Origin of the sequence: uncultured Pluralibacter sp. (assembly GCF_913775985.1) — a bacterium.
GTDB lineage: Bacteria > Pseudomonadota > Gammaproteobacteria > Enterobacterales > Enterobacteriaceae > Pluralibacter.
On record NZ_CAJYMB010000059.1, the window covers coordinates 1 to 17,270 of the forward strand.

Genomic DNA, 17,270 nt, shown 5'->3' on the forward strand with positions numbered 1-17,270 from the left:
CAGCCGACGGGGAAATCAGCGTGCTGCTGCACTATCAGAACGGCTGGCTGTCGGGCGAGGTGAGCGACGACGGCCCGGGGATTTCAGCCGAGCATATTGATGCTATCTTTGCCAAAGGCTTCTCGACGAAGGGCGAGAATCGCGGGGTGGGCCTGTTCCTCGCCAGCCAGCAGCTAAGCGAGCTGGGCGGCACCATTACCGTTGAATCCGAGCCCGGCGTCTTTACCCAATTTTTTGTTCATCTCCCCTGGGACAGTGAAAGGAAACGTGCGTGATAAATGTAGTCATTGTCGATGATGATGCGATGGTCGCTGAATTAAACCGAATGTATATCTCCCGGGTGCCGGGCTTTCGCTGCACCGCGGCGGCCTCGACCCTCGCCGAAGCGAAATCGCTGGTGGAAGATCCCAATATTGATATCGATCTGGTGCTGCTGGACGTCTATATGCAGCAGGACAGCGGGCTCGATCTGCTGCCGGTTATCCGCGCCAGCGGCCGCGCCATCGACGTGATCATGATAACCTCCGCCGCCGATGCCGACACGCTGCAAACCGCGATCCACTACGGCGTGGTGGACTATCTGATCAAGCCGTTCCAGTTCCCGCGCTTTGAAGAGGCGCTCACCGCGTGGCAGCAGAAGAAAAAGCTGATGCAGACTCACGACTACTATCAGCAAGCGGAAGTGGACCAGCTGCTGCACGGCGGCACGCCGGAGGTGGCGGACAGCAAGAAACTGCCGAAGGGGCTTACCGCCCAGACGCTGCGCACGCTCTGCCAGTGGATTGACGCTCATCCCGATACCGAGTTTTCCACCGACGAGCTGGCCCAGGAGGTGAATATTTCCCGCGTGTCGTGCCGCAAATACCTTATCTGGCTGGCGCAGATCAACATCCTGTTCACCAGCATTCACTACGGCGCGACCGGACGCCCGGTGTACCGCTACCGGCTGGTAGCCGAACAGTACGGCCTGCTCAAGCAGTACAGTCAATAACCCGGTAGCTGTCGTCGAGCAGGGTAAAGCGGAAGTGGCGCCGGGACGAGAGAATAATCTCCCGGCTTTTGGTGACAAAAATGGCCTCGATGTCCGGGCGATCCGCCAGCCACGTCAGGCCGCGCTCCGGGCCCGCGCCGTACAGCAGCGTGGTCCAGATATCGCCGTCGAGAGAGTCCGTTGAAATCACGGTGACGCTGTCCAGCACGTTATCCAGCGGGTAGCCGGTGCGCGGATCGAGAATGTGGTGATAGCGGCGACCGTCCTGCTCGAAATAGCGCTCGTAAGTGCCGGAGGTCACCACCGATTTATTGGCCACTTCAATGGCGCCCGCCAGCGCGTCCGGCCCGGCAAACGGCTTTTTCAGGCCGATGCTCCAGCCGCCCCGCGGCGCGCCCAGGGTCTGTACGTTGCCGCCGAGATTAATCAGCCCCTCCTCCACGCCCGACTGGCGCAGCAGATCCCGCACCCGATCGGCGATGTAGCCTTTGGCGATAGCGCCAAGATCGATCTCCATTCCTTTACGGGCAAGGAACACGCTGCGGCGCGCGTCGTCGAGCTGCACATCCTGCGGCCGGGTGATGGTCAGCAGATCCTCGATCTCAGCGGCGGGCGGTACGCTGTCTCCCTGAAAGCCGATCCGCCAGCGCTTGACCAGCGGGCCTATGGTCAGGTTAAAGGCGCTGGCGGCAGGCAGGCTCGCCGCCAGCGCGCACTTGATCAGCTGATACACCGCCGGACTGACCGTTACCGGCTCGCGCCCCGCCGCACGGTTAACCCGCATCACTTCGGAGTCGGCGCGGTTGACGGTGAACAGATCTTCGTAGTGCTTGATCAGGTTGAAGACCCGCCCGGCGAGCGCTTCATCGCGCTGAAACAGCTTGAGCAGAATGGGCGAGCCCATCAGCACCGCGGAGTAGCTGTAAACCGATTCATCTGCTGGCATCGCAGCGGCCCTCATCATGGGAAAGGTGATTGGCGACAGGCGCCGCCGCGCGGGCGGCGGCGCTGTGCGCTAGCTCCGGGCCCGCGCGGCGGCCTGGTGACCTGCAAGGGTACCAAAGATAATGATATCCGCCACCGCGTTTCCGCCGATGCGGTTGCCGCCGTGAATGCCGCCGACCACTTCACCGGCGGCAAACGCGCCGGGAATGACCTGCTGCTGCGCGTTCAGCACTTCGGTGCGGGTGTTGATGGTTACGCCGCCCATGGTGTGGTGCACCCCCGGGGCGATGCGGATTGCGTGGAACGGCCCTTCGTTGATGGGCGCGCGCAGCGCAGTGGTGCGGCCAAAATCGTCGTCGTGCTGTTTTTCCACGAAGCCGTTATAGCGCGCAAGCGTGGCGAGGAACGCCGCCTCGTCGATGCCGAGGGCCCCGGCGAGCTGCTGCGGGGTGCTGGCGCTGGTGACCAGCCCTTTGGCGATATACTCGTCCGCCGCTTTGTTTTTCGCCCGCACGTGCTCGTCAAAGACGATATACGCGGCGTGCTCCGGCAGCGCGATAATGGCAGCAGAGACTTTATCCCGGGTGGACATTTCGTTATAGAAGCGGCTGCCCTGCTGGCTCACCAGGATAGCGCCGCCGCCGCGAATGGACTCGGAAATCAGGTATGAGGTGCTCTGTTCCACGGTGGGGTGAATTTGAATTTCGCCCATGTCTACGGTGCCCGCGCCCACGCGCTCCAGCAGAGCGATGCCGCCGCCGGTGGCGCCTTTATGGTTAGTGGTGACAAAGCCCGCCAGTTCAGGACGGTATTTGACCACCATCGCGCTGTTGGCGCTGAAGCCGCCGGTGGCGACAATCACGCTTTTCGCCTGCACGGTCAGGCTCTCCTGCTCGTCGGTCAGCAGGCGCACGCCGCTCACTTCACCGCCCTCTGACAGGATCTCTTCCACCGAGGTATCCAGCATCACGTCGATACCGCGCTTCACCACGTTACGCAGCAGGCCGCCAATCAGATAGCCGCCGACGGCCGATCCGTCGCGCGGGCGGTGGGTGCGGTCAATGCTCATCCCGCCGGTGGTGGTGATGTCGTTCAGCATAATGCCGCGGCGGGCCAGCCACTCGATGGCTTCCGGTGCGTTTTCCACGAAGCGCTGGAGCAGCTCGGGGTTATTTTTATTGCCGCCGCCTTTTAAGGTTTCGGCGTAGAACAGCGCCTTGCTGTCCTCGATGCCCTTCACGCGCTGGAAGCGGGTTTCCGCCGCGTTCATCCCCGCCGACGCTTTTATGGTATTGCCGCCGATGGTCGGCATCTTCTCGACGATCAGCACGCTGGCACCCTCGTCGTGGGCCTGAATCGCCGCCGCCAGACCGGCGCCGCCGCTGCCCACCACCACCACGTCGTAGCTTTTCGGCGCCAGCACGTCGCCGCCCTCTTCTTCGATCCGCGCTTTGGTGGATTTAAGCATCGCTTTCGAGACCGCTTTTTTCACCGCTTCGCTCTGGCTGGTGGCGCCGGAGATGGCGTCCACGTGCGGGGTGTTGGCGTCGAGAATGCGGGTTTTGATCTCTTCAAAGGTGGTAACAAACTCCACCTGCTCCGGGCCGGAGACCATGTCGATGTCGGCAATGCGGTCGTTGTCGAGGCTGATGTTCAGCACCATCTCGCCGTCATCATCCTGCACGCTCTCGGTAAACACGCCGGGCTTGAACTTCGCATCGCCCATACTCATGTCGCGGATCATCGCCTCCACCAGCGAGAAGCGCCACAGGGGCTCGGGGATGTTCAGCGCTTCGCGGCAGGTGCTGTCGATGTACAGCTCCAGGGTATCGCCACGGGCGATGCGGTCGGTCCAGTCCGGGTAGGCGATGGTGGCCCGGCCAACGGCCATCAGGTCATAACCGTGCGCCAGACCCGCTTCGGCGTCCTCGATATTCACCACGCAGCCCACGCCCATCACCGGCACGGCGGCCAGGGTTTCGGAGCGCAGGGCGCAGTATTTCTCAATCAGCGGCGTCGGATCCTGGGTGTCGTTTATCGACGGGCGCAGGCTGGTGCCCATTGAGAAGTGCAGATAGTCCAGCCCGCGCGCCGCCAGTTTCTCCAGCAGGTAGAGCGTGTCGTCAAAGCGGATGCCCGGCTCCTCCAGCTCTTCCGGCGAGAAGCGGTAGCCGATGATAAAGGCGTCATCCGCGTACTGGCGCGCCATCCGGTGCGTGATGTCGAGCACCGCCAGCGGGAACTGCGCGCGGTTATCCCGGCTGCCGCCCCACTTATCGTCGCGCTGGTTGGAGTTCGGGGAGTAGAACTGCTGAATGAGGTAGGTGTTGGCACCGTGGATTTCCACGCCGTCAAAGCCGGCCTGGATGGCGCGGCGCACGGCATCGCCAAACTGGGCGATGGTATTTTCGACTTCATCACCACTCAGGGCGCGGGGGGTAGCGGCACCGGGACGCGGCGCGGCCAGCGCGCTTGGCGCGACCGGGGTGCGTCCGCCAATGAGCAGCGGTTCTACCATCCGGCCGCCGTGGTAGATCTGCAGAATGGCTTTCGATCCTTCGGCCTGAATTGCGGCGGCAATTTTCGCCAGGCCATCAATTTTGGCATCGCTGTTGATACCGATAGCCCCCGGGAAGGCCAGGCCCAGATCGTCAATAAAGCAGCATTCGACGATGATGGTACCGATGCTGCCCGCGCGCTGGCGGTAGTACTCCACCAGCTCGCCGGTAACCGAACCGTCAAAATAGCCGGAGCAGGTGGTCATCGGCGCCATAAGCAGGCGATTTTTTAGCTCCGTGCCGTTGGGCAGTGTAAAGGGCTGCAGGACAGGTGATTGACTGGTCATAGTGGACTCCAGAAATTTAAAATTTAAAAATTGAGAATTCGCTGGCGAATGTATTTTGGTTATGTTTTTTGGGTCGCCGTTCATATTAATAATATAGTGCTATTTTTACTTACTAAAGTAATTACGTTAGTTAAAAAACTATTTAATACCCGCAAGCAATGGAATACCACCCAGGTATTAGATGAGTAATATTTCAATTTTACAAAATAACGACAAATTACAACATAAAACGCTACAAAAGTTAAAATAATGAACATAGGTGCGACATACAAAAATCAATAAAATCAAACAATTAAACATAAATACGAATAAATAAAAGTCATATTAAAACATACTATTAACATTTTAATTAAAACAATAAGCAATAACCCATGCTACAATATGGTTATTATAAAAAAGTAAAAACAGCGGCGATTATTTCTGTTTTTTGATCGCGATCAATTGTAATCAATGCACAAAGCGCAATATATAAATTACCGGCTACATTTAATTTAACGAACGCCTTACGGCGATAAATTTCTGTCGCAGCACGCATCCTCTGATGCATATTTAATTAAAGAAACTAAAAAAACTAAAGTAATTGAATAATGCCGAAAATATAAACAGTGCTGCGGCCTGTATACCCTCGCTCATGCGCGGCGGGTATATACCGAATTTTAAACTACTGGTGAACTCAATATGGAAAAGAAAATCGCAACTACCCCGCCTTCAGGCGCGGCGAACGTGAAAGGCGGCAGCAGTAAACGCCTTATCATGATGGCGCTGCCGGTGATTGTGGCCGTGCTGCTGTTGTTTGTGCCGGTGCCTGATGGCCTGCCGCCCTACGCCTGGCACTACTTTGCTATTTTCGTCGGCGTGATTGTCGGCCTTATCTTCGAACCGCTGCCGGGCGCGGTGATTGGCCTGACCGGCGTGGTGGTTATCGCGCTGGGCAGCCAGTGGCTGCTGTTCAGCCCCGAGCAGATGTCCGCCGCCACCTTCAAGCTCGCGGGCGCCTCCTTTAAATGGGCGGTGAGCGGCTTTGGCAACTCGACGGTGTGGCTTATCTTCGGCGCGTTTATGTTCGCCGCCGGCTACGATAAGACCCAGTTTGGCCGCCGGCTGGCGCTGATTCTGGTGAAGTATCTCGGCCGCCGCAGCCTGACGCTGGGCTACGCCATCACCTTCGCTGACCTGCTGCTGGCACCGTTTACCCCGTCCAACACCGCCCGCAGCGGCGGTACCATCTACCCGATTATCGCCAACCTGCCGCCGCTGTACGGCTCGAAGCCCAACGACCCAAGCTCGCGCCGCATCGGCTCGTACCTGATGTGGGTGGCGATTACCGCCGCCTGTATCACCAGCTCAATGTTCCTCTCGGCGCTGGCCCCCAACCTGCTGGCGCAGGCGCTGGTGAAAAGCATCGTCGGCACCGAAATCTCCTGGGGCTCGTGGTTTATGGCCTTCCTGCCGGTGGGCGTACTGCTGATTCTGGTGATGCCGCTGCTGGCCTACTGGCTCTATCCGCCGGAAGTCAAAATTAACGACGAAGTGCCCCTGTGGGCCTCCCGCGAGCTGGAAAAACTCGGTAAGCTGTCGCGCAATGAGATCCTGCTGCTGGTATTCGTGTGCTGCGCGCTGGTGATGTGGATCTTCGCCGCCCAGTGGATTGAGCCGGCAATGGCCGCGCTGCTGATTATTGTCCTGATGCTGTGGACCGGGGTGCTGGAGTGGAACGACATCACCAGTAACAAACCGGCCTGGAACACGTTCGTATGGTTCGCCACTCTGGTGGCGCTGGCGGACGGCCTCTCTTCTACCGGCTTTATCAGCTGGCTGGGTAAAGAGGGCGGCGCGCTGATGAGCGGTATCTCGCCGGGCGTCGCCACCATCGTGCTGCTGCTGGCCTTCTACCTGCTGCACTACCTGTTTGCCAGCACCACCGCGCACACCACCGCCCTGCTGCCGGCGATGCTGACCATCGGCGCCACCATCCCGGGCATTAACATGCCGGTGTTCTGCATGCTGCTGGTCACCTCGCTGGGGATCATGGGCATTATTACCCCGTACGGTACCGGCCCGAGCCCGATTTACTACGGCAGCGGCTACCTGCCGACCAAAGACTACTGGCGGCTCGGCACCATTTTCGGGGCGATCTTCCTCGCCGCCCTGCTGCTGATTGGCTATCCGTGGATGCTGATGGTGTTCTGATCCTTAACCGTCGAAGGGCAACCTTCGGCGGTTTTTTCAATTTTATGGAGTGCGTTATGTCAACCAAACCTTTTGTCTGGCAGCCCCCTTTCCCGCTGGCCGCCGATCAAACCGAATACTATCTGCTGAGCAAAGAGCATGTTTCCGTCAGCGAATTTAACGGCCAGGAAATCCTCAACGTCGAGCCGGAAGCCCTGACCCTGCTGGCAAAGCAGGCCTTCCACGACGCGGCATTTATGCTGCGCCCCTCTCACCAGAAGCAGGTAGCGGCTATCCTGCTGGACCCGCAGGCCAGCGATAACGATAAATACGTGGCTCTGCAGTTCCTGCGCAACTCGGAAATCGCAGCGAAGGGCGTGCTGCCGACCTGCCAGGACACCGGCACCGCCATCATCATGGGTAAAAAAGGCCAGAACGTCTGGACCGGCGGCGGTGATGAAGCGGCGCTGGCCCGCGGCGTGTACCAGACTTATACCGAAGACAACCTGCGCTACTCGCAGAACGCGCCGCTGGACATGTACAACGAGGTCAACACCGGCACCAACCTGCCGGCGCAGATCGACCTCTACAGCGTGGACGGCAGCGAATATAAATTCCTGTGCATGGCAAAAGGCGGCGGCTCGGCCAACAAAACCTATCTGTATCAGGAAACGAAGGCGCTGATTACCCCGGCGAAGCTGAAAAACTACCTGGTGGAGAAGATGCGCACCCTCGGCACCGCCGCCTGCCCGCCGTACCATATCGCCTTTGTGATTGGCGGCACCTCGGCAGAAGCCACGCTGAAAACCGTCAAGCTGGCGTCGGCCCGCTACTATGACGAGCTGCCCACCGAAGGCAACGCGCACGGCCAGGCATTCCGCGACGTGCAACTTGAGCAGGCGCTGATGGAAGAGGCGCAGAACCTCGGCCTCGGTGCCCAGTTCGGCGGCAAATACTTCGCCCACGACATCCGCGTAATTCGCCTGCCGCGCCACGGCGCGTCCTGCCCGATCGGCATGGGCGTCTCCTGCTCGGCGGACCGCAATATCAAGGCCAAAATCAACCGCGACGGCATCTGGATAGAGAAGCTGGAAGCCAATCCGGGCCAGTATATTCCGCAGGCGCTGCGCGAGCGCGGCGAGGGCGAAGTGGTGAACATCGACCTCAACCAGCCAATGAGCGAGATCCGCAGGCAGCTTTCCGCCCACCCGGTCTCCACGCGCCTGAACCTGAACGGCACCATTATCGTCGCCCGCGATATCGCCCACGCGAAACTTAAAGCGCTGCTCGACAGCGGCGAGCCGCTGCCGCAGTACGTTAAGGATCATCCCATTTACTACGCGGGCCCGGCGAAAACCCCGGAAGGCTACGCTTCCGGCTCCCTCGGCCCGACCACCGCAGGCCGGATGGACTCCTATGTGGATCTGTTCCAGTCCCACGGCGCGAGCCTGGTGATGCTGGCAAAAGGTAATCGCAGCCAGCAGGTGACCGATGCCTGCCGCCAGCACGGCGGCTTCTATCTGGGCAGCATCGGCGGCCCGGCGGCGGTACTGGCGCAGCAGAGCATCAAGAGCCTGACCTGCGTGGCCTACCCGGAGCTGGGAATGGAGGCTATCTGGAAAATTGAGGTGGAGAACTTCCCGGCGTTTATTCTGGTGGACGATAAGGGGAACGACTTTTTCCAGCAGATCCAGAATAAGCAGTGCGCGGGCTGCAGCCAGCGCTAAACGCAAAAAGGGCGGCAGCGCCGCCCTGATAATTATCACGCCGCCGGACAGCCTGCCCGGCGGCGTTTTTTTTACTCGTCGAAGTACCAATAGCCCTGGTTGATCAGTCCGGCCAGCTCGGCGATAAACGCCGGGTTATGCAGCGCGTCGCCCAGCATGTCATGGGTGACTTCGGTGTAGCGGCTGAGCACGTCGGCCGCGGCGGCATCCGCCGGGCGGTAAGCCTCGCCGTTAATAAAGAAGCTGCCGTCAACGTTCAGCACCCGCAGGCCGCTCAGGCGCACCAGCGTTTCACCGCCCGTTAGCGCGTCCAGCACCTCTTCCGGCGCATACGGCGGCTCGGCAGGGGCGACGTCCAGCTCGTGGCGCGGCGTGGAGACGAAGCGGCCAAACCACTGTTTGAAATCCTCCGGCTGGCGGAGCATATCGATCATCATTTCCCGCGCCCGGTCCAGCTCGAAGCCTTCGACGCGGCCCGCGTGCTCGCGCACGGTGAGGTCGGGATCGGCGTAGTGAACGCCGCCGAGATCGTTTTCCAGCGCGTAGTCGGCAAAGCCGGAGAGGAAGTCCCGGCCGTTGGGGCCGCGGAAGCCGACGGAGTAGTTCAGGGTGTCTTCAAAGGTATAGCCGTCGTGCGGGAATCCCGGCGGGATGTAGAGGATGTCGCCGGGCGCCATCTCTTCATCAATGATTGGCTCAAACGGATCCACGTGCAGCAGCGCCGGATGCGGGCAGAACTGGCGCATCGGCAGCGCGTCGCCTACCCGCCAGCGGCGGCGGCCCATACCCTGAATGATAAACACATCGTAGTTATCAATGTGCGGCCCGACGCCGCCGCCGGGCACCGAGTAGGAGATCATCAGATCGTCCAGCCGCCACTCCGGCAGCACGCGAAACGGACGCACCAGCTCCGCCGACGGCATGTGCCAGTGGTTCACCGCCTGGCACAGAATCGACCAGCCGGTTTCGCCCAGATCGTCAAACTGCGTGAACGGGCCGTGGCTGGCCTGCCATTTGCCGTCAACCTGGCTCACCAGGCGGCTGTCAACCTCCGGCTCCATCGCCAGCCCGGCCAGCTCGTCCGGGGTGATGGGATCCACAAAATTCGGGAACGCGTTTTTGAGGATGACCGGCTTTTTCTGCCAGTAGGTTTGCAGAAATTCCGGCCAGTTAATATTCAGTTGAAGCGCCATAGTAATACCAGTGTAAGGAGAAACGGGCGTGATTATGCGCGCGGTTAACGGCGGCTGCTTTGTTGAGGGTCAAGGGATGGGGCGAAATACTGGATGCCACGACAGTGTACAACCGAGACACCCGCGCCTGTTGATTGACAACGTTGTAAATGCCAATCATATTACTCTTTAGCGTCGCATAACGAATGCGCAGCGCGCATGCTACAACGCTGAATCCAGAGGAGATCAACGTGCAGGACAAAAGCAGTGAAAGCAAGAAGGTCACTATCAAATCCATCGCTGAGGCGTTGAATATTTCGTTCTCGACGGTATCAAAGGCGCTAAATAATAATCCGGTAATCAAATCCGATACCCGTCAATTAGTGATCGACAAGGCCCAGGAGATGGGATACACGCCAAATTCACTGGCTAAAGGGCTGCGCGGAAGTTCCACTAAAACCATTGCAATCATCTTTAATGACATTGAAAACCCGGTGCTGACCTACGTCTTTCGCGATATCTCAATCCGTATGGGTGAGCACGGCTATACGACCATGATTTTTGACTCGCAGTTTAACGAGCAGACCGAGCGGGCCAACATCCTGACGGTGCTTTCGCGGGTGCCTGATTTCATTATTCTCGAGCCGGCGACATTCAACAGCCCCAATCTGGACCTGCTGCAGAACATGGCCGACAGAGTCATCATCCAGGGTGCGCGCTCCCCCCATCTCAACAGCCACCATGTGCATGTGGACTATACCAACGGTGGATATATGGCTGCTGTTGAGCTGCTATCAAAGGGCCACAAAGAGTGCCTGGTGATCTCCGAAAGTCTCGATTTCCCTACCAGCCATGAGTTTGTACGCGGCGTGGAAAAGGCATTTGCCGACTATAACCTGACGCTGCGCCCTGAACAGATTGTCTCCAGCCATTCGTCTATCGCTAACGGCTTTCGTATCATGCAACAGCTGTGGGATAGCGAAGCGCAGCGCTGGGCATTCCCGCTGACCGGCGTGCTGACCTTTGATGATAATTTCGCCTTTGGCGTTTATAAAGCGGCGGCCCACTTTAACCTCAAGATCCCCGACGATCTCAGCGTGATCGGCTTCGATGATAATCCGCTCTCGGCATTTTCGATGCCGCCGCTCACTACTGTGCATTTACCCAAGGAGAAAATGGCAGAATATCATCTGAGTATTATTAATACTATTTTGCTCAAAAAACGGCGCGAGATTTGTATCTATTCCACCGATCCAGTTCTGATCCCGCGAGGTTCAGTAAAAAACCTTATTGGTAGTCGGCACCCGTAATTATCCGGAGGGGCCGCCCCCTCCACTTCACTTTTAATCAATATCCAGAACCACGCCGTATAATTATTAAAAAATAACATTGAAATACACCTTACATTAATTCGGAGAAATTGATGAACATTCTTACTATCGATCTTGGCACTACCAATATAAAAGTCTCGGTTTATGACCGGCAACTTTCACCGCTGGTCACTCTGTCCGAAGGGGTGAATTATCATCGCGCAGGCGATATCGTCGAGTTTGATCCCGAGCGCTATTTTACGACAATTACAGCGATGATGACCGCCGCTGCTGCACAGGCCCGGCGGACCAATGGCCGCGATATTGTTCAGGTGGTGCTCACCGGCCAAGCCGAATCGCTGATTGTGCTCGACGGCAACGGACTGCCGCTTCGTCCGGCCATTTCATGGCTGGATATGCGATCCCGCGAAGAGTGCGCAGAGCTGTCGGATATTTTCGATGCGCAAAAAAGCTATCGTATCACCGGTCAACCAGAAATTATTCCCACCTGGCCAATAACAAAAATACTGTGGCTCAAGCGTCACGAAAAAGAGACTTTTGCGCGTGCAGCTCATTATCTATTGCTGAAAGACTATATTATTCTCAGACTTTCTGGACGTATCGTTGGTGATTACTCAATTTACAGCTTCTCTTATTATTTTAATATTACCGAAAAGCGCTACTGGCCAGAAATTCTCGACTACTGTGGTATTCACGATACTCAGCTCCCCGCCCTGCTGCCCCCCTGCACGATAGTCGGGCCGCTGGTGCCTGCACTGGTCGATCCAGCCTGCGGGCTGACGACCGCGACCAAAATCAACATCGGTACGCTCGACCACTTTGCCGGTATGATCGGCACCGGCAATATTCGCGAAGGTATCGTCAGCGAATCTGCCGGTACGGTGCTGTCGCTGGCGACGCTGGTAAAGGAGCCGGTGTTCAGTCAGGGCCGCCTGCCGCTCAATTGTGGTCCCTTCCCCGATAGCTACGTGCTGCTGCCGGTATGCGAAAGCGGTGGCTTTAGCCTTGAATGGTACAAGCAGACCTTTTTGCCCGATTGCAGCTTTGGCGACATCAACGCGGCCGCGGCGCAGCGAAACTCTGCTTCAATACCTATTTTTCTGCCCTACCTTACCGGTATCAACGCCCCGGACTTCAACGAGCACGCGTCGGGCGTCTTCTTCGGCATTCGCGCCAGCCACACCCGCGATGATTTTTCTCTGTCGATCATGCAGGGAGTAGCCTGCCTGCTGCGAAAAAACATCGACTATATGGAACAGGCAGGAATTCAAATTGAAAAAATTATTTCCGTTGGCGGTGGCGCCCGCTCGGCGCTGTGGACGCAGATAAAATCCGATCTCACCCAAAAAAGTGTCAGTGTCCCTGTGAACGAAGAAGCGGCCTGCTTTGGCGCAGCCATTATTGCCGCCGTTGACGAGGGCTATGTATCTTCTTACGCTGCGGCGGCCGAGGAGCATATCGTCCTCAAAAAGAGTTTCACCCCCGCTCCCCACGAGCACCATGAACATACTTATGCCGTATTTAACTCACTCTACGAGGCTCTCGCGCCGGTATATGCCCTGAACGATAAAACCCGCCGTGGCGGGTAAATGGTAACGTTCCGCCGGCGAGTGCCGGCGGAACGATTAAACAGGACTAAAGCAAAGATGCAGACTGACTGGCTGGCGTGTTTTTCTCATATTCAGGCTCATCGAGCAGGTTAGTAATTAACGCACCGACGAGATAGATTGCGGCGATAATGATCGTTACCCCGCCGCCGCCCACGCTATTAATGAACAGACCAACAATCGCCGGTCCGAGAAAGACCGCCAGCCCGGTGCCTAAATTAAGTACCGACATTATCGCCCCCTTATCCTTTTCCACCAGGTTGGCGGACATAGCATCAAGCGGTATATAACCCGCGACGCCGGCGCCCCACGCCAGGCTAATGGCAAAGATAACGCCGTAATTAGCGCCGACAAACTGGGGGGCAAAATAGAGCATCAGCGATGCCACAGCAGTCAATACTCCCCCACACCAGATAATCGTGCGTTTGTGGCCTATCTTATCCCCCACCACGCCCCACACCAGGTTAAAGATAATATTACTGATAAATGCTGCGCCCCAGATACTTAACCATTCCGGTGTAGTAAACCCCTGCGCAATCATATAGGCAGGAAGGTAAACCGGGAACGCGTACTGCGAAAGCGAGTTCACGATACGAAGAATGCAGGAGATTGAAAGCTTCGGATAGACGCGCAGTATAGTCAGACCGCGCAGCACCTCTTTAACACTTTGCGAAGCGCTGTGGTTGTGGGCTGGCTTAATATCATCGCGGTTCACCACCAGCACTAAAACAGCCCCGAAAGCAAAAAAGATCAGCGTACTCCACAGAGTATTAACCTGGCCGAGGTTGTCCACTGCCAGGCTGGCATAAAAGTTAGCCAGCACCTGCATACCACCGGAAAAAACAAAATAGAACCAGCCATAGGCCGTACTCAGGCGATGTGCCGGGCTGCGGTAGGCTATCCACACAGAAAAGGCATAGGCAAACAGCGGATAGCCGAATCCTTTAAGCGCCTGCATCAGTAGCAGTACCGGATACGACATCTCTTTCAGGCCCAGCACGATAAATCCTACTGTGCCGGCAACGCAGAAAAGGGTACCCAGAAACATGGTTCGCTTCGCACCAAACGTTTCGAAAAAGACGCCGGCAAACCAGGACGAAAGCGCCACGGCGATGCCGTAGACGCTAAACAACGTCGATATTTGCTGAATGCTCATCCCCCTCTCTTCGAGGAAAGGGCTCAGCCACCCCAGCTCTACACCGCAGCCGATCATAAAGATCAGAACGCCAAGAAAACTCCATGACATGGTTCCCGGAATCCCTATCCTATCCAAAAAACCTTGCTGTACATGATTTGTCATCTTAAACCCTCACTACGCTTATTCTGGATGCAGGTTATCGCCACCAGCCGAGGCTGGCAGATAAATAGATATATATTCAGGTGCGAGGCAAAGTGCGGCTATACGTCAATAGCCGCATTCGTCACGTTTATTTCATTAGAAGCAGGTGTAGGCACCGTCCACGCGGAAATCCGCGCCGGTAGTATATGAACTCATATCACCCGCCAAATAGACGGCAATCGCTTCCAGCTCTTCGGGTTTACCCATGCGCTTAACAGGAATTAGTTGTTCCCACTGATTTATAAGCGGTGCAAGACTGGGATCATTTAAGGTCATTTCGGTCGCCATATAGCCGGGACTAATGGTGTTGACGCGCACATTTTTGTCAGCCCACTCTACTGCCATATTGCGCGACATTGCGATAACGCCCGCTTTTGACGCCGCGTAGGAGCACTCTTTCTGCGGGATATTAGTGATGTGTGCCGACATGGAGGCGGTATTAATGATGGAGCCGCCCCCCTGGCGAATCATAACTCTACCAGCAGCCTGCGCCGTCAGGAACGTGCCGTTCAGGTTGACGTTAATAACTCGCGACCAGTCATCAAGATTGTCCTCCTCTACCGGTACCGTGTGGCCAATACCGGCATTGCAGAAAGCAATATCCAGCCTGCCGAAAGCGCCGAGAATGGTTTCCATCATGGCGTTAACCTGCTCGGGACGGGTAATATCGGTTTTGATTGCCAGGGTATTTACCCCGGTTGCGGCGGCGATTTCCCCCGCGGTCTTCTCTGCTTCGTCCAGATCTACGTCTACGATAGCCACATCAGCACCAGCTTCGGCAAGGGCAATCGCCAGACGTTTACCAATACCGCGTGCGCCGCCGGTGACAAAGCTCTTTTTACCGTCGAGTCTCATTTTTTCTAAAATACCCATTGGGTTATCCTCTTATTCGTTTTATTGCCCAAGAATTTGAACGCGTACCGTGCGCGAACGCGCGCGGGTCTGGTCCATATCTGAAAAGTAGATACGTCCGAATTCACCTAGCGTCATTTCGCCATTGACGACCGGAATAGTTTCAGAGCGCCCGAGAATCACCGAACGCAGATGACCGTCGGTATTAAGCATCCATTCGGATTTCTCATCGCGCAGCGTCCTGGCTCGCTCGGTGTGAACCGGGCCCGGATGCAGGTACTGGCCTTCGTGCTGGCAAGTCGGGATGATCTTTTCCAGTACGTTAATGGTGTCTTGCAAAATCAGAGGGATGTTTCTGTAGGTCACATCCTCGGAGTCTTCCTGAATAAACACAGTGCAGCTGGTGTGCTGTGAGAAAACAGTCACAATGCCGTCTTTCACACCGGACTTGTGCAGAATCGCCTGTACCTGGTCAGTCACATCGTCAAAACTGATCGCGGCGCCGGTTTCCACACCGATGATTTCATGTAAAATTTTCATGCCTTATTTATCCTTACAATATGTTCTTTCTCGCCATGCCTGCGCGGCAGCGGCGATCATCGCCTCCAGCATGACAAAGGCATTTTCTGCCTGCAGAATGCCGCTGGTCGACCCCGTTGCTTCGGCCCCTGCTCTGATAATTTCATATACGTCGGCCTGATCTTTGATACCCGCGCCGTGCAGCACTCGCGCTGCGGGATTCACAGCATTTACCGCCGCATTAATGGCGACAATTTCTGCCGTGTCCTGCGGACCACGCTGACCTTTGCCAATCAGCGCCGGCGACTCCGCCAGGACAATATCGGTCCCCAGGCATGCGACCGCAGCGCTTTCACGGCTGTCTCCAGCACATACCAGCGTCATCAGTCCAACCTCTTTTGCCCGCCTGATGGTCTCGGCCAGAACCGCAAGCGACAGCTGCTTCTCAGCGTGGTTGAGCAATACGCCAACCGCGCCGGCATCCACGAGCGCCTCGGGCAAAACCGCGCCAACACCTCGTCCCGGCGCAACGGGATCCATATGCTGAGCAAATACTTTGATGTGCCGCGTCGCCGCAGCAATGGGTGCGATATCGGTGTACTGCGCGGTAAAAATAATGTCGACGCCGTACAGGGCCGCCACACGGTCTGCCTCCAGTGCCAAATCCAGCACCTGCTGGCCGTAGAGATAGACCTTCGGCCCAATCTCAAAAAAGGGTGTTGTTAGCATGACAGGCTGGTACATATCGATCACCCAATCAGCTTTTTCAAGAATTCAGCCGTTTGCGGCAGCGTCTGGCGCGGATCGCCACAGGTACTGCACTCAAGGCTGACAAAGCCGCTGTAGCCGATCGCTTTCAGGGCCTCAAAACCGGCCTGCCAGTCAATGGCACCGCGTCCAGGCAGCAGGCGGTTGTTGTCGCCCAGATGCACGTGTTTCACCGAATCAGCGACATAGCGCAGGCTCTCTGCAATATTCGCTTCTTCAATAGACATGTGGAAAAAGTCTGCCAGCACGCCCGCATTGCTGAAGGTCAACTTATCGGTTAGATCTTTGCACTGCTTAATGCTGTTGAGATAGGGACTTTCGTAGCGGTTGATGCCCTCCAGTAGCATATAGCCGCCAGTGCCGGAGAGCGGTTCAGTCACTTCCTGATACATCTCAATGAAGGCCGCTTCTTCCTGACCCGTCATTTCACGATAGGGATGAAAAAGCGGTAGCGGATCCTGGGCGCCGTAGGCAAACTCGAGTTCGGTAACAGCATTCAGCTCACCGGCGATACGGGCCGCCAGCTTGTACATTTCACGGCTCCTGCGGCGTAAATCTGGATCGGGGCTCATCAGGTGTCCGTAGATACCGTCTCCGAAGGCAAATTCGCAAGGCTTCACGCCGGTTTTATCTTCCAGCGACAGCACTTCTTCGTGCAATTCGTCATTCCACTCGCTGTAGTTCATAAACAGCGCGATACCGTCAAACCCCCACTGGCGCAATAGATGGGCTTTCTCAGTCAGGCTGCTTCCGGGCAACATAAGATTGGCACAAGAAATTTTCATACTAGTATCTCCGATTAACAATTTACAACCTTGTAAATTTTTATTATTGAAAAACCAGCTTAAAAGATGACGTTCAATTCAATAATTACAACGTTGTAATTAGAATCTGCAAAAAATTTGTAATAGATATGTTTCTTCAGGCCTTTTTCGTCAAGAAAAATAATCACGAGAGAGACTTTTTAGATCTGTTTTGTGGCCTGAATCGAATTAGCTTCGGGAT

General features: G+C 56.5%; 14 protein-coding genes. 6 read left to right on the top strand and 8 right to left on the bottom strand.

Annotation, left to right across the window (positions count from 1 at the left end; translation table 11 throughout):
* Positions 1–275, top strand: a 275-nt coding sequence (locus QZ766_RS06810; protein WP_297199238.1) for an ATP-binding protein, incomplete at its 5' end; no start/stop codon positions are given.
* Entirely contained in the window at positions 272–991 is a 720-nt protein-coding gene (gene dcuR, locus QZ766_RS06815; RefSeq protein WP_297199241.1) for a two-component system response regulator DcuR, read from the top strand. The genes QZ766_RS06810 and dcuR, both read left to right, overlap by 4 nt.
* Here dcuR and QZ766_RS06820 read toward each other — a convergent pair.
* Positions 972–1,937 carry an FAD:protein FMN transferase gene (locus QZ766_RS06820; RefSeq protein WP_297199244.1) on the bottom strand — a complete coding sequence of 322 codons (966 nt, stop codon included), beginning with the start codon at positions 1,935–1,937 and terminating at the stop codon, positions 972–974. The two genes, dcuR and QZ766_RS06820, sit on opposite strands and share 20 nt — an antisense overlap.
* 69 nt (positions 1,938–2,006) lie before the next feature.
* The gene (locus tag QZ766_RS06825) at positions 2,007–4,781 is read right to left on the bottom strand and encodes a flavocytochrome c (protein WP_297199247.1); all 2,775 of its coding nucleotides are present in this window, start codon (positions 4,779–4,781) and stop codon (positions 2,007–2,009) included.
* A gap of 678 nt (positions 4,782–5,459) precedes the next feature.
* Here QZ766_RS06825 and QZ766_RS06830 point away from each other — a divergent pair.
* Positions 5,460–6,971, top strand: coding sequence for an anion permease (locus QZ766_RS06830; protein ID WP_297199250.1), 1,512 nt, complete (start codon positions 5,460–5,462; stop codon positions 6,969–6,971).
* Between the two features lie 56 nt (positions 6,972–7,027).
* Positions 7,028–8,677 carry a class I fumarate hydratase FumA gene (gene fumA / locus QZ766_RS06835; RefSeq protein WP_297199253.1) on the top strand — a complete coding sequence of 550 codons (1,650 nt, stop codon included), beginning with the start codon at positions 7,028–7,030 and terminating at the stop codon, positions 8,675–8,677.
* 71 nt (positions 8,678–8,748) lie between these two features.
* Here the strand turns inward: fumA and QZ766_RS06840 are convergent, their stop codons facing one another.
* Complete coding sequence (locus QZ766_RS06840; protein ID WP_297199255.1) at positions 8,749–9,870, bottom strand: cupin domain-containing protein; 1,122 nt, start codon at positions 9,868–9,870, stop codon at positions 8,749–8,751.
* Between the two features lie 230 nt (positions 9,871–10,100).
* On the opposite strand from QZ766_RS06840, the gene QZ766_RS06845 reads away from it, so the two are divergent.
* Both QZ766_RS06845 and QZ766_RS06850 read left to right on the top strand, forming a co-directional pair.
* Positions 10,101–11,159 carry a LacI family DNA-binding transcriptional regulator gene (locus tag QZ766_RS06845; protein WP_297199258.1) on the top strand — a complete coding sequence of 353 codons (1,059 nt, stop codon included), beginning with the start codon at positions 10,101–10,103 and terminating at the stop codon, positions 11,157–11,159.
* A 113-nt stretch (positions 11,160–11,272) separates the two neighbouring features.
* Positions 11,273–12,769 (top strand): FGGY family carbohydrate kinase, encoded by a 1,497-nt coding sequence (locus tag QZ766_RS06850; RefSeq protein WP_297199261.1) that lies wholly within the window; start codon positions 11,273–11,275, stop codon positions 12,767–12,769.
* A gap of 46 nt (positions 12,770–12,815) precedes the next feature.
* Here QZ766_RS06850 and QZ766_RS06855 read toward each other — a convergent pair whose 3' ends face one another.
* The 5 genes from QZ766_RS06855 to QZ766_RS06875 all read right to left on the bottom strand — a co-directional run bounded on the left by QZ766_RS06855 (position 12,816) and on the right by QZ766_RS06875 (position 17,050).
* Positions 12,816–14,087 (bottom strand): MFS transporter, encoded by a 1,272-nt coding sequence (locus tag QZ766_RS06855; RefSeq protein ID WP_297199264.1) that lies wholly within the window; start codon positions 14,085–14,087, stop codon positions 12,816–12,818.
* A gap of 135 nt (positions 14,088–14,222) precedes the next feature.
* Positions 14,223–14,999 carry an SDR family oxidoreductase gene (locus tag QZ766_RS06860; RefSeq protein ID WP_297199266.1) on the bottom strand — a complete coding sequence of 259 codons (777 nt, stop codon included), beginning with the start codon at positions 14,997–14,999 and terminating at the stop codon, positions 14,223–14,225.
* Positions 15,000–15,020: 21 nt separating this feature from the next.
* A complete protein-coding gene (locus QZ766_RS06865) occupies positions 15,021–15,518 on the bottom strand; it encodes a secondary thiamine-phosphate synthase enzyme YjbQ (protein ID WP_297199269.1) in 498 nt (165 codons plus the stop codon).
* Positions 15,519–15,521: 3 nt separating this feature from the next.
* Entirely contained in the window at positions 15,522–16,241 is a 720-nt protein-coding gene (locus tag QZ766_RS06870) for a triose-phosphate isomerase (protein ID WP_297199273.1), read from the bottom strand.
* A gap of 5 nt (positions 16,242–16,246) precedes the next feature.
* Positions 16,247–17,050: a sugar phosphate isomerase/epimerase family protein gene (locus tag QZ766_RS06875; RefSeq protein WP_297199276.1), complete on the bottom strand. Its 804-nt coding sequence runs from the start codon at positions 17,048–17,050 to the stop codon at positions 16,247–16,249.
* Positions 17,051–17,270 lie beyond the last annotated feature (220 nt).

Coding starts and splice junctions, on each gene's coding strand:
- QZ766_RS06870 (WP_297199273.1), bottom strand. CDS start 16,241: ATGTACCAGCCTGTCATGCTAACAACACCCTTTTTTGAGATTGGGCCG.
- QZ766_RS06825 (WP_297199247.1), bottom strand. CDS start 4,781: ATGACCAGTCAATCACCTGTCCTGCAGCCCTTTACACTGCCCAACGGC.
- fumA (WP_297199253.1), top strand. CDS start 7,028: ATGTCAACCAAACCTTTTGTCTGGCAGCCCCCTTTCCCGCTGGCCGCC.
- QZ766_RS06820 (WP_297199244.1), bottom strand. CDS start 1,937: ATGCCAGCAGATGAATCGGTTTACAGCTACTCCGCGGTGCTGATGGGC.
- QZ766_RS06855 (WP_297199264.1), bottom strand. CDS start 14,087: ATGACAAATCATGTACAGCAAGGTTTTTTGGATAGGATAGGGATTCCG.
- QZ766_RS06865 (WP_297199269.1), bottom strand. CDS start 15,518: ATGAAAATTTTACATGAAATCATCGGTGTGGAAACCGGCGCCGCGATC.
- QZ766_RS06875 (WP_297199276.1), bottom strand. CDS start 17,050: ATGAAAATTTCTTGTGCCAATCTTATGTTGCCCGGAAGCAGCCTGACT.
- QZ766_RS06850 (WP_297199261.1), top strand. CDS start 11,273: ATGAACATTCTTACTATCGATCTTGGCACTACCAATATAAAAGTCTCG.
- QZ766_RS06860 (WP_297199266.1), bottom strand. CDS start 14,999: ATGGGTATTTTAGAAAAAATGAGACTCGACGGTAAAAAGAGCTTTGTC.
- QZ766_RS06830 (WP_297199250.1), top strand. CDS start 5,460: ATGGAAAAGAAAATCGCAACTACCCCGCCTTCAGGCGCGGCGAACGTG.
- QZ766_RS06840 (WP_297199255.1), bottom strand. CDS start 9,870: ATGGCGCTTCAACTGAATATTAACTGGCCGGAATTTCTGCAAACCTAC.